A 13,282-nucleotide genomic window follows, 5' to 3' on the forward strand; every position below is an offset into this window, starting at 1 on the left:
CCTTCTTGTCCACGGGCGTAAATTTCGCTCAAGCCAAGCGTATTTTATCTGGTGGTCTCTTCTTCGGTAAATTCCACATTGGTGACTTGATTTGGTTGAGGTTTCTGTGCTACCTTCACCTGTGTTTTAGGTGCAGTCATAGAAAAGCCTCTGAAGTCTTGCTATAAAACGGCTTCAGAAGCTCAGACAAACAATCACATATTTTTTGTCTTCCTTCACTTCCCAGTTAAAAATAAGACTAGACAATAGTCACGGTGTCAAGCTGCGCCCACTTGAGGGTTGCCAGTAGGTCGTTACCAAGGCTGATTAGGGTATCATTGCCGCTGATGCGAAGACTTAGTTCGGGAGGAAGAGTAGTTGCGTTGGGGGCAGTTAGACCACCGCCACGACTAATGTAGTCATCGGACGTGAAGCCATAAATGGTGACAGAACCAATCCCGGCGTTTAGGATAAAGCCATTCTCGCCACTGCCGACATACACTGTATCGTTGCCTGTTCCCGCAGAGATAATGTTGTTACCTTCACCAGCGTAGATCAGGTCATCGCCAGCCCCTGCATAAAACTGGTCGTCTCCTGCGCCACCGTAGATTTCATCGTTACCAGCACCCGCAAAGACTGTGTTATCACCTTCGCCGACGTAAATAACATCGTTACCAATACCAGCATACACAAGGTCGTTGCCTGAACCAGCAAACACCTTGTTGTCACCGTTGTTCACGAAAATTCTATTGTCACCTTCACCGGCGTAGATTGTGTCACTCTCAGATCCAGTGTAAACGACATCATTGCCAGCTGAGCCATAGTAGGTTTGAGGTTCTTGTAGCAAGGGCTTTTCTGAAGAACCTGTGACCGCCGCCAGCATGGTTCTGTAGATTTGGGATTGATCTACAAGTCCGGGTATGCCAGGAATTTGATAGCCGTAACTTTCATAACCCTGACCCACAAAGCTGGTAAGCACTTCCGATTCAGCACCTTGATAGTAAACTGGTACTGGACGGTTGGAATGACTTCCCCACCCGTACTTAACATTGGAGTCAGAACCCCAGAAGTGCCCCGCTTCTGTCGGTGTATCTAAATCCGTCAGCGCTTGACCACCGAGGCTTCGCACCAAAGAGGGGTAGTTCGGATTTAATGTCAGATAGTGGTCGTGGTCAGCTGTAACTATCAGCAGGTTGTCTTCCCAGCCACCGTTGTTTTCAATCCAGTTAATTGTAGACGTAATTGCTTTGTCGAAGTCCAACACGGTGCCAATCAGGTTATCTATGTTGTTGTCGTGGGCAGACCAGTCAATATCCCCACCTTCGACCATCAGCCAAAAACCATCTTGATCCTTACCTAAAACCTCTAATGCCGCATTTGTCAAGTCTTTGAGGGTTGGGTTTTCGTTGACTTCTCTGGCGATGAAGGATTCATCTGTTTCTCCAGGCAGTAGCGGTCGCTTAGTGTCGGGGTTCTTGCCTTGAGTGGAGAACACGCTGAAGTTATCAAGTCCAGTCGTGCTATAGTCTCCATTGGCAGAACTTACAGGTAAGTTACCATTCTGCCCACGAGCGCCATATAAACCCAATAGGCGATCGCCTTTATTAGGGTCAACAGCACCAGCAATCTCAGCTAGCTTGGCGGCGGCGTCAGCTCCTCGCTCCAGAAAGGTGTAATCGTAGATGTTATTAGTGGGGTTAGAACTCAGTTCTTTGTAGGTTGATTCTGTGATGAACTCATTTGTACGAGGTGGTTCTACACCTTCTGGTAAAGGGTTTCCAGGCGTGGAGAGTGGATGTCCTCCACCTAACAACACCGTTGGCTGGTAGATTCGTAATTCTTGCTGGAGGATGTTGTCTAAGTTGGGGAACTCATCATCATACTTTGTACGGCGGTTCACGCTGGCGGCGGCTGCACCAGGGGTGGCGTGGTCAATAGGTACTGACGATACCAGACCTGTTGATTTTCCTTGCAGATTAGCTGTCGTTAGAATGGTTTCGAGGGGTTGCTCGAAAATATCTACGCCAATAGCATTGTTATAGCTCTTCACACCGGTATACAGGGTGGTGGCAGTGTTCGCAGAATCGGGATAGCTCCACTTGATATATTCTGGATCATTGCCAGGAGTCCAGGGGTTGATCCCACCACGCTCTGGGTCATAACCGACCAAGTTACCTACTGCGCCGTCGCTGACTTTTGCTTGACCAGTTGCTGTGGAACCTGGATTAAAGGCAGGGTTAAAGCTGAAACCAGAACGAACCGGACTACCTCCTGTTGCTGGATCAGAGTTATCCAAGGCGGAGTTACCGGTACTAAAAACTCCGTTACTATCGGCAATAGTTGTGCCGTAAGTCGTAGCTAGGGTGTAGCCAGTCAAATTTTGGTAGCTTAGTCCCGTACCCTCCCCTGTAGTGTAGAAATCACTTAGGGTTGCGCCCGTTTTCCCCTCTTGTATCTGTTTGTAGATAGCAGCAGCACGAGCCATTTCCCAGCCCATGCCGTCACCGATCATGATGATAACGTTCTTTGCCACGAGTACTACGGTCTCCTAATACTGAGAAATAAAAATTACTGGCACAAAAACTTGAGATCAGCTTTCTGCACCTTTCTCTCTAAATCTTTCAAACTTAGGTTAAAAATGAAGAATGTTTTGATTAAAAATAAGTATTTTTTTAAATTGCGATGTAGCCAAGTGGAAATTTCCTCTTATTGACTGGAGTTTAGACTAAAAGTCGGCGATCACTCCTGAAATAGTTTAAATGTACTAAAAATGTGGAAACAAGGTACAGGTATAAAAGTTGCAAGAGAAACATAACCTAAAAGCATTTGTCTATTATTAGACGCATTGCCAAATCTTCCTAAATCAACAATCGTACCCAATACGGTTGGTGATAAGCACGCTTGACAGAAACCCGGTTTCTCTGAGCAACAATTACGTTAACCGAACTCTTGATTTTTCTTCTCTGGTTTGAGATTGTTAACTAAAGTATACGTAAAAAAACTGATGTCAAGATTAAAGTTTATTTTACTGCTCGTAGTCGTAGTAGTCTCATTGATTACTTTCGATTTTGCAAGCACTCAAGCTAAGGTTATCAGTCTCAACCGCTATATCCTTCCTGGAGAGACTGTTTTTCCAGAAGGTATTGCCTACCAACCCAAAACCAAGGACTTTTTTGTGAGTAGCACCACAGACGGCGCAATTTTGCGAGGAAATCTCCAAGAGGAGTCAGCCAAGGTGTTCTTACCCGGTGGTGCTGATGGGCGCACAACAGCTGTCGGCTTAAAAGTGGACGACAAAAATCGTTTGTTTGTAGCAGGAGGCAATACTGGTCAAATATTTGTCTACGATACCCGCAGTGGCGAACTACTCGGTCAGTTTAAGAACCAAAAGGCTTCTACATTCATTAATGATGTAGCTATCTCTGCGAATGGAGAAGCCTATTTCACTGACTCATCTGATCCAACTTTATACAAAGTTTCGATCAATTCGGCAAATGAAATTCAGTTTGAGGCTTGGCTCGATTTTACTGGTACGAGTCTAGAGTACCAGTCAGGATTTAACCTCAACGGTATCGCCGCAAGCTTAGACGGTAAGTACCTGGTAGTTGTGCAGTCAAACACAGGAAAGCTGTTTCGTATCGACATTGATAGCAAGGAAGTCACCGAAATTGATCTAGGCGGTGAACGACTAAACAACGGCGATGGTATCTTGCTCTCGCGCGGTAAAAAGCAAATTTTGTACGTTGTGCGTAATCAGCAAAAGCTGATAGTCAAAGTTGAACTAGAAGAGGATTTCTCCCGAGGTACTGTTGTCTCCAGCACGACTGATCCGTCGTTGGCTTACCCGACTACTATTGCCCAAGTGAGTTCGCAGCTGCTAGTTGTCAACTCTCAATTTGACAAGCGTGCACCGGGACTGACACCTGAGTTACCGTTTACTGTTTCGACCATTCCTAGTCCTTAAAACAGTGAACAGTGAACAGTGAACAGTGAAACTGTTTACTGTTCACTGTTAAATCAACAATCGCACCTGTGAACCACTCTGTGTTTTATTCACTTCAATTCGGGCTTGAAAGGCTTCTTTGAGGTGAGGCATATGAGTTACGGTTAAGATACAGGCAAAATCTGCGATACGCCAAGGGCGTCTCTTGCTTTGGGCGATCGCATTAATTGCTGCGATCGCCCAAAGCGCAGTTCTTATTCCCTTGTTATTCTTCTTCGTCAATTTATTCACTCGTTAGCGGAACTTGCGAACTATGACGTACATTTTGAATTCGCGATGCTCCTAAAGGGAGCCTTTGCAAGGCGCGATCGCGGCATAGTTGATGGCAGTCTTTATCTTCCATCAAATAATACTATCTTTGGCTTCGTATAAAGTAGCGATATATCTGCTAGCATTTGGAAACTATGAACAGGTAAATTATCCTCGGTATGTTTTTTTAGCTTTAGCTAAAGCTCGTTCTTTCAGGATTATTTGGCACTAATTCTTCAGCAATAAATGGCATCTTTAACAGTGACAAGTACGCAATAAGGCACAAACAAGTACATTGTGACCAGCGCCAATTATCACAAGATCATAAGCTTCAATATATAGTAACTTTCGGAATACAGTATCCCCTTAAATGCTAGAAAACTCTTAAGAAGTATAAATCTGTCGGCGGTTAGAATTCAGAGATTTGGCATCTGTGTGATTAATATGTTTGTTTACTATCTGTCTGTAGGAGGATGCTAACTACAGATTAGCCAGCACTAATGTGTGGAAGTTACAATGCACATTGCAGGAGAATCGCCAAACTTATTTATTATTAGATAATGCCTGTTTTCAAGAGTGAGCGAGCAAATCCGGAAAGTATCGCTTTTAAGGACACAGAGAGACCTGAATTCTACCGTGCATGATATTCTGCCTGAACGAAATCAAAAGAATTAACAATCAAATCTAAATTTTGTTCATTTCAAACGGAAATATTATTTCGTATACTTTTGTTGAGTGTGGATGTAACTGTTCTTTAGTTTGATTTTGGGTTAATTAAGGCTTGATGAAATCAAACTATTTTCATTGATATTTAACTGAATTCCAAGCAAATTCTAACTAGCTGTCAAAAATAGTTATGTAGTTAGAAAACAGTATTTCTTTATTGAAGATGAAAGTCAAAAAATGCTTTCATTCATGTCGTTGATCTTCCTCTTTCTGGGGGAATTTGAGTTTTAGTCATAGGAGTTTAATTCTAATGGCAACTTCTGAGAATAGCAATCAAACTGTTGGGTCACAAGGTACTAGCAACAATTTAACTGGTAATGGCAATTTTTCTTTCACTGATGGGGCATGGCAGTCCACCGATGGCAGCACTTTAAATAGTGCCGCTAGTGGTGGATTTGGTGCTGGCGGTGCTGGCGGTGCTGGCGGTGCCGCTAGTGGTGGCTTCGGTGGCGCTGCTGATGGTAGTAATACCTTTGCTTCCTTCATCGGTGGTGGCAATTCATCTACAACCAGTGCAGATGGACAGTATACCTACAATTACGAGCGACCACTCGACGAACGGGCTTTAACTGATACTAATAACCCGTTCAATCAATTGATCGGAGTCGTTGGCGGTGACACCAGCGCATTAGGTAGTAGCAATCCCTTTGCTGGTGGTAGCGCATCTGGTGGTAATAGTGCTTCCGGTAGTAGCAATCCCTTTGCTGGTGGTAGCGCATCTGGTGGTAATAGTGCCTCCGGTGGTAGCAATCCCTTTGCTGGTGGTAGCGCCTCTGGTGGTGATAGTGCCTCTGGTGCTAACAATGCCGTCGCTGGAGGCAACCTCCCCGGCAACTTACCATTTGGCAGCACTCCCCCCTCGAACCAGAGTGGTAGCAACCTACCTGCAACTGGCAACAACGGTCTACCTGTACCTTATAACAGCGACAACTGGATATCTGATATTCAAAAGTTAGATGGTGCAAATGCCACTGGTAACACTGGTCAAGGTAACGGTAACTGGAACTACGGTAGTAACAACACAAGCGACGGTAATGGTAACTGGAATTTTGGTAGTGGCAACACAACCAACGGTAACGGTAACTGGAACTTAGGCAATAACAACGACATCCTTGGTAATGCCAATACACAGACTGGTAGTAACAACGACATCCTTGGTAGTGGCAACACAGCTAGTGTAAGTAACAGCAATCTCCTTGGAAACCGGATTGAAGCCAGTGGTGATGGCAATACACTTATTGGTAATGAAGGTTGGAATTTCTCTGTGAGTGGCGGACTGATATCGCTAGGTAGTAGTAGGCCAAGCCAAGCTATAGGCACTGATGTCAGCAATTTACTCAGCAGTCCTGACCTTGTAACATCTGCCATATCAAATCCAGGCTACAACAACCCGAATTATGATTTCTCTGGCATAGGCTAAAAGTTGTAGCACATCGCCAGTTTTTGCATTGATAAGCCTGTCTATAAGCTTGCGGGCGCATAGCGCCCGCAGTACCACTAAGCCATACTTTGTTGTTGTATTACTAATCAAATTGAGTGTTTAAGCATTTCTATGTAAGTTCAAAATATGTAGCAGTCCTAAATCAACAATCGCACTTGTGAACCTTGTTGAGTTTTACTCACTTCAATTCGGACTTGAAAGGCTTCTTTGAGGTGAGGCATATGAGTTACGGTGAGGATGCAGGCGAAATCAGACGCGATCGCGCCTTGGGCGATGCTCCCAAAGGGAGCCGCCCAAGGCGCGATCGCTTTGGACACTGCGCTGCTTATTTTCGCTCAATGCAAGAGTTGCTGTCACCGAAGTGCCAACGTCATTGAAACCCTTTCATACAGGAAATTTCAGCATAACCTTGTCATAAATTTCTTGAGCTTCTCCGAAAGGGGTAAAAATAGCGAATTTTTGCGCTTTTTTCAACAGTTAGTACTCACGTTAAAAATTATTAAGCCGACGACGATATTGATGTAGCAACACCGCTCCAGTAACACCCAAGCCGAGTAACGCCGTTGTAGCTGCTGGTTCTGGAACTCTTTGAGGAGTCCGTATAGAGAAATTTAGTACAGCTACACCCCTAGAGGTTAAGGGTCCATCAGTTGAACCTGGAGTCAGCCTGTCTTCTTGAGTGAAAGTTATTAAGCCTGTAGCGTTTGAGAATATACCTGTTCCACCAGTGACATTTATGATGCCACCACCGACAATAGTCTGTTGAACCAGATCGATGACAGCGCTATCGCTTGCTCTTCCAAATAACTCGTTAGAACCACCAAAGTAGCGATCGCCACGTACGTTGCCTTCTATACCAAATACGGATGGATCTGCATCAAATGTGCTGAATATTTGGGTTGTGCGATCCTCAAACCGCCCGTAAGTTCTGCTATCAAAGTTAGTTAATCCGAAAGGGGCATCACCAATACTTTCACCTAGGACGGCTACATCTAGAATGTTTTTTTCCTCATTAAAAACTGGACCAAAGATAGCTAGTGCGTCGTAAGTAATACTGAATTCATAAATATTTTCCGTAGTCTGTGCGGTGACGGATTGTACATTCGCTCCAAAACTAAGTAAAGTTAAGGCTACGGGAATGAACCATGTGACTTTTTGACAGAGCATAATAGTCCTTTGCTTTTTAGGTGAAAACACAGACTGTAAATAAAATACGTGTCTTACCCAGAATAATACGTAAAAATCAAGAGCGGCTTAATGAATTTTTCATAAAATAAAACGAAACCGCTGCAAATCTTAACTCGTCTCCCGCTTCATCGTCTTCTCCATCGGCAACTACAACTTTGACTGCACAAGCTAAGGTTCTCCAAAAAGCACAACAAGAGTTAGCTAAGTTAGAGGCTGCTTGAAAGAACGACATATTCAACAGCCTTTGTAAATAACTGAAAAAACACAGGTGTTGATTAAATCAACAAGCGCACCTGTGAACCACTTTGTGTTTTATTCACTTCAATTCGGGCTTGAAAGGCTTCTTTGAGGTGAGGCATATGAGTCACTGTCAGGATGCAGGCAAAATCAGAAGCGATACGCCCTTGGCGTCTGCGCTTTGCGCAATCGCATTAATCGCTGCAATCAGGCGATCTGCGCGCAGCGCAGCAGCGAAGCTATCGCATCCTTCTGCATCTTGTGTCCCAAATCCTTCATCCACAATCAACAATTGCAACGCCGCCCCCGCCCGTTGCGCTAATAATTTCGCCAAAGCTAAACGGATTGCAAAGTTAATTCTAAACGCTTCCCCACCAGAATAAGTCTCATAAGCCCGCGTCCCTCTGGCGTCTGCAATCAAAATGTCCAACGTATCTATCAGCTTGGCATTTTTCTTGCTTGCCTTACCACTCTTTCCGGCTCTTTGTGTCACAAATTGAACGTGTAATTGATTGGCACTCAATCGCGAAAGCAGTTGATTTGTCTCAGCTTCCAATTGTGGCAAGACGTTCTCAATCATCAATGCTTGGATACCATTTTTACCAAAAGCTTGTGATAACTCCTGATATATACGGTATTGTCGCCTTACTTCTTGGAGTTGCTGCTGCTGTTGATCGTACTGAATTTGCAATGTTTCCAGTTGGTGAGACTGCTGCTGCAAGCGTCCTAACTGGGCAATTTGTTCATCAAGTTGTCGTCTGCGTGATGTTATCTGCTGCTCTAATACTTGAATTTGAGTAGATGGGTTTGCTGATTCTTCTAGCTGTTGAACGATGCTTTCAATTTGTGCTCCATATCTTTGTCGTTCTGTCAATCTTGCTTGCAAAGAAATCTCTAACTCTTGTAATCTTGTTTTGAGTTGGGGATACTGTTGCTGTGTACCAACAAGTTGTTGATAGCGTAATTCCCAAGCTTGAGTTTTGCGTACAGCTATACGAAGATTGTTATGTTGTTCTGACACGTAGCCAATTTCAGTAATCTGGCGCTCAAGGGCGGCGATTTCTCTGGCACATTCAGATTCAGTGGCTTCTTGCTGGATTCTGGTGTGTAATTGGGTAATTTGTGCCTCAATTTCTGGTTTTCGTCCTGCTAATTGTGCTTGACGTTTAGCTGCGTCTTTTATTTGGCTTAATCTAATTTCTGCCCATCGCCACCGCTCAACTTCGTTACGAGCAAGGGCGTGGTCTTGTTCATTATAGTTGAGTTGTTGTAGATATTGTTCGAGTTGGTGGAGTTCGGCGTGTGTGTCGTGGGCGTAGTCATTTATTTGGAGCGATCGCTCCAAGTGCTGCTTTTCAGCAACAATTTGTTGTAGCTGTTGCTCAACATCACTTGTCACCTCCAACTGTGCTGCCAATTGCCCTCTTTGTTCGCGTAAGGTATCATAAGGAGACAATTGTTGCGATATTTCTTTATATTCCTGTCTGAGAACCTGAATTTCTCTGTCTGAAACAGCCATTCGTTCTCGAACTATCCACAACTCATCCTCTGCATCTTTATACTCTACTTTCGTTTTGTCTACTACACGGTTCCAGTGATGTTCATCTAGAGGACGTTCGCACAAAGGACAGATAGCATTAGGGTTCTGAAGCATTTGCAGCTTTTGCTGGAGTTCTCCCAGTAGTTTTTCAAAGTCCCGTTGATGCGCTTGCAAACGTTCGATAAGGTGACGCCTTTCCTGTCCTTTTTCCTGCACTCGTTGCAGATAAACTCGCTTTTTCTCCAGTTCCGAAATCTGCATCGCCACTTCCACCACTGCTTGTTGCAGTTGCGGTTGGCGTCTATGCTGACGTTGGAGTTGGTTTTCTGTCGCTTGCAATTGTTCAAATCGAGCCACTAAACCAGCATGAGCACGATCCAATTGACTTTGCAATCTCACCCGTTGTTGCAAAAGAGGAGTGACTTGTAATTGCAGCTGATCCATTTGAGCAACACGGTTGCGTGCGGTCGCAAGTTGTGCTAATGCTGCTTCGACTTCATCTGACTTGCTCAGAGTTTGCCGAAGTTCTTGCTCTTGTTGCTGTAAAGCCGCGAGTTGTGCTTCTGCGTGTTGTAATTGCCGTTCAATTTCGTTAATTTGTTGAGTGAGTTGCTGTTGCTTTTGTTGTCGTGCTTGTTGGGCGCGAGTGTGCTCTTCAAATTTAGCGCCCATTGCTTCTTCTTGAGATTGCAGAATTTGGTATTGATTGTACCCGGCTTGAATTTCAGCTTCTTGAGTTAGGAGTTCTTCTAAAGAAGAGAGTTGATTGTCAATTGCTGAGTGTTCTTGAGTCAGGCGATCGCAATCTTGAGTCAGATTTTGATACTGCTGCCTAACAAAACTGAGTTGTTGCTCCCAGTTTTGTCGCTGGTGCTGGACAACTTGCAAACTTTGTAATTGAATATTCTCAAACGCTTGTACTTGTTGCAATTGATTGATTTGCCCTTCTAACTCGGCTTGTTTTTGGGCAGTTACTTCACGCTGTTGCAGTTGAGATTTTAACGAATCCAAAAGGCGCTCTAACTCTTCCGCTCTTGCTTTAAACTGACGTGAGAGTTCTTTTGCCCGTTCTTCTAATTCATCATACTGATTAAGTTTTAATAACTCTGCTAATATTTCCTTACGCTCAGTTGGTCGCTTCAGCATGAATTCATCAGCACGACCTTGACGCAGGTATGCTGAATTAATGAAAGTGTCGTAATCTAACTTAATATGTTCTAAAATGAGATCTTGCGTTACCCTTATGCCCTTACCAGTCAGTGCGCGGAAACCTGTAGGCGTTTGTATTTGAAATTCTAGAGCACCATTTCCACCACGCGATCGCGTGCGAATCACTTTATATGTTTGCTGGTTTGCTTCAAAAATGAAATCAACTCTAACTTCTTTTGCACCTGTATGGATAACATCATCTTCTGAAGGAGCTCGACTTTCACCCCAAATTGCCCAGGTAATCGCTTCGAGTAGGGAAGATTTTCCAGCGCCATTGGAACCACAAATACAAGCCGTATGTAACCCACGAAAATCTAAAGTCGTGTCACAGTAACTGAGGAAGTTTTTGAGGGTGAGTTGGATTGGAATCATTGAGGATTAGGCACCACACCTTTTTTTAGAAGTAACAGTACAAATGCTCTTATTGCTAGTTTAGCTAGGTTATTATCATGTTTATAGTCCTTAACACTCGAATTTTACGAATGTTAACAATATAGTGAGCAAATTTTTCTTATTAGGCAAACTTCTTTTACTGTCGTCGTGGAAAATTTAATCTTTCATCAGGTTCTTTCCTCTTTCCTTGTGATAAACAATAAGTTTGTTTGATGCTTTAAACTCTTTATAATGTCAGGCAAAAAAGAAGACATGGGGATAAGGAAAAAGACGAGCAAAACACATAGAGTCACACAGTACGGGAAATTTCTCTGGTACCCCTTATCTGACTCAACCCATCTCCCCCATTTTCCCTTACCTCTTATTTGCCTTTTACAGGTTTATTCGCTCAGGTGCATTCCGGTGAATTTAAGAACTTTGGCAAAACGTGGTTGCGAAAACGTCATTATAATTCACTTAAAAAAATGGTGCTGCTTGGAACTGCCATGACTTTGCTGAACAAACTGTAATTGAAATTAGACCTGAAGAGAGAATTGAGGGGATATGCATGAACGGCGTCTGCCCTGAGTCCTTACGGACACGCTGCTTTGTTGGCGTAGCCTGCGCTTTGCGCATAGGGGCGATCGCGTTTTTACGTTATTTGCACAACTCATTGCCGACGATGATGATGCTTAATCCGATTCAAAATCTTGATTGAGTTGACATACCCCTTATCATCTGCGAATGCTTGAAGAGGAGAACGAGCATCCGTAATTTTTACCCGACAAACTGCTGTCATGTTGACTCCGTAGCCGGATGGCTTCTGTTGATAGGAAATCTCGACATTAATTCCCCTTCCGTTTAGCAGGAGCAAGATATCGATGTCATCTAAGGGGCGAATCTTTGTCTTTCTAGCAAATGAGCCAAACGGAATATAGTTACCCTTAAGCGGTGGGAAATCCGAGTGATTCTTGACTAGTCTTTTAACTTGCTTAAACAAGTAGTCACGGCTTGTACGTCCTTTCTCTGTGGTTGACCGCTCTAAGTCAACAATCTTGGATTGAAACTTCTTAAATGCAGCTTGAACTGTGCTAGCTTTTAGGTCAAGGTTAGCTTTCCGTCCTGACTTTCTATCAACTTCCGGTTCGCTAAAAAAATTATTTTCAAAGCTATTTTTTTTATTCTTATGTCTAGTTTTGGCAGTAGAAGTTTTAGCTTTTGGGATTGGTTGTACCTTGGTTTGACTGACACTTTTAGCTCCAGTTGGGCTAGCTTTTGCAGTAGAAAATGTAGGCTGTTCAGTCGGTTTTATGTCAATCTGACTGACTACTTTTTGAGTACGTTTATTTGTTGTTGAGCTAGATTTACCAGCAGCAACCTTAGCTTTTTTAGTTGGCTGTACCTTTGTCTTACTGTTTGCTTGTTTGGTTGCCTTGCCTGTCGTTGAATTAGCTTTTCCGTTTGGACTCTTCACCTTTTTAGTTGCTTGTGTCTTAAGAGCAGGCTCGTCGGTCTGTTTGGATCTAGCTCTCGGAGCAGTGGACTTAGCATTATTAGCTTCCTGTATCTTGGGTTCAATGACTGTTTTTTTTGAATTAGCGGCAGTGCGAGCCTTGGACTTTTGGCTTTCTGCTTTTGTTTTAGATTTACTGACCATTTTTTTGTAAATGGTGATGCTTTGTATTTTGAAGCCGAAGAGGGAGATAATGAAGACAACTGAAGGAGTGGGCTATGAGTGTAATACCACCCCTTCAATAAACTAAACCTAAGACCTATACCGAGTTGCGTTCAATCTCTACAATTGAACGTAATTTGGTATTAGTCTTTTTTACGAACACCTTTAAAAGGTTCTCCGTTTTGCTTCACGTCCATAAACCGTCCGGTTTCAGCATCACGCTTCACCCATTGTTCGGTCACAGGGTTGTAAGTTTGGCTACGGTTGTCCACAGCACCACGGCGATAGCCCTTGCCTGTATTGTTTGCCATATCTTCATCACCTCCTTAAGAGAGATGTAAAAGCGCTTTTACATTTTATATTATAATTAGAGAAAATAGCATCAACAAGTTTGACACCTCTAGCGATCGCTCTCAAGAATCAGCCATGAAAGAGATCATTGCTGCGAACCTGATCCGCTACCGTAAAAGTCTAGGCTTGTCTCAAGAACAACTTGCAGAACAAGCTGGGGTAACTCGCCAGAGCATCAATAACTACGAGAACGCCAAAACTTTACCAGACAGCAAAATCCTTTCTGCTCTGGCTAGTGCTTTGGGCATTACACTCGATGACTTGCTACGCTCACAAGGTGAAGGACTACCCAACTTTCGGTTCCGCGCTCAT

9 protein-coding genes and 1 pseudogene are annotated in these 13,282 nt (G+C 43.6%); 4 read left to right on the top strand and 6 right to left on the bottom strand.

Features of this window, described 5'->3' with window-relative positions:
* Positions 1-238: 238 nt before the first annotated feature.
* On the bottom strand, positions 239-2,491 hold the full coding sequence (locus DP116_RS12005; RefSeq protein ID WP_169155423.1) for an alkaline phosphatase: 2,253 nt from the start codon (positions 2,489-2,491) through the stop codon (positions 239-241).
* 492 nt (positions 2,492-2,983) lie between these two features.
* On the opposite strand from DP116_RS12005, the gene DP116_RS12010 reads away from it, so the two are divergent.
* Positions 2,984-3,943 carry an SMP-30/gluconolactonase/LRE family protein gene (locus tag DP116_RS12010; protein WP_169155408.1) on the top strand — a complete coding sequence of 320 codons (960 nt, stop codon included), beginning with the start codon at positions 2,984-2,986 and terminating at the stop codon, positions 3,941-3,943.
* A gap of 48 nt (positions 3,944-3,991) precedes the next feature.
* Here the strand turns inward: DP116_RS12010 and DP116_RS12015 are convergent, their stop codons facing one another.
* Positions 3,992-4,204, bottom strand: a complete 213-nt coding sequence (locus tag DP116_RS12015) for a hypothetical protein (RefSeq protein WP_169155409.1) — start codon at positions 4,202-4,204, stop codon at positions 3,992-3,994.
* 1,003 nt (positions 4,205-5,207) lie between these two features.
* On the opposite strand from DP116_RS12015, the gene DP116_RS12020 reads away from it, so the two are divergent.
* On the top strand, positions 5,208-6,377 hold the full coding sequence (locus DP116_RS12020; RefSeq protein WP_169155410.1) for a hypothetical protein: 1,170 nt from the start codon (positions 5,208-5,210) through the stop codon (positions 6,375-6,377).
* Positions 6,378-6,619: 242 nt separating this feature from the next.
* On the top strand, positions 6,620-6,775 hold the full coding sequence (locus tag DP116_RS12025; protein ID WP_169155411.1) for a hypothetical protein: 156 nt from the start codon (positions 6,620-6,622) through the stop codon (positions 6,773-6,775).
* A gap of 112 nt (positions 6,776-6,887) precedes the next feature.
* Here the strand turns inward: DP116_RS12025 and DP116_RS12030 are convergent, their stop codons facing one another.
* The 4 genes and pseudogenes from DP116_RS12030 to DP116_RS12050 all read right to left on the bottom strand — a co-directional run bounded on the left by DP116_RS12030 (position 6,888) and on the right by DP116_RS12050 (position 12,930).
* Positions 6,888-7,565: a hypothetical protein gene (locus DP116_RS12030; protein ID WP_169155412.1), complete on the bottom strand. Its 678-nt coding sequence runs from the start codon at positions 7,563-7,565 to the stop codon at positions 6,888-6,890.
* A gap of 296 nt (positions 7,566-7,861) precedes the next feature.
* Positions 7,862-10,944 (bottom strand): annotated as a pseudogene (gene sbcC, locus DP116_RS12040) (exonuclease subunit SbcC).
* Positions 10,945-11,614: 670 nt separating this feature from the next.
* Positions 11,615-12,601, bottom strand: a complete 987-nt coding sequence (locus DP116_RS12045; protein WP_169155414.1) for a hypothetical protein — start codon at positions 12,599-12,601, stop codon at positions 11,615-11,617.
* Between the two features lie 161 nt (positions 12,602-12,762).
* Positions 12,763-12,930: a hypothetical protein gene (locus tag DP116_RS12050; RefSeq protein ID WP_169155415.1), complete on the bottom strand. Its 168-nt coding sequence runs from the start codon at positions 12,928-12,930 to the stop codon at positions 12,763-12,765.
* A 115-nt stretch (positions 12,931-13,045) separates the two neighbouring features.
* Between DP116_RS12050 and DP116_RS29240 the strand changes: the two genes are divergently transcribed.
* Positions 13,046-13,282: helix-turn-helix transcriptional regulator (locus tag DP116_RS29240; protein ID WP_246275597.1), on the top strand; the 237-nt coding region annotated here is incomplete at its 3' end.

This window comes from Brasilonema bromeliae SPC951 (assembly GCF_012912135.1).
Taxonomy (GTDB): domain Bacteria; phylum Cyanobacteriota; class Cyanobacteriia; order Cyanobacteriales; family Nostocaceae; genus Brasilonema; species Brasilonema bromeliae.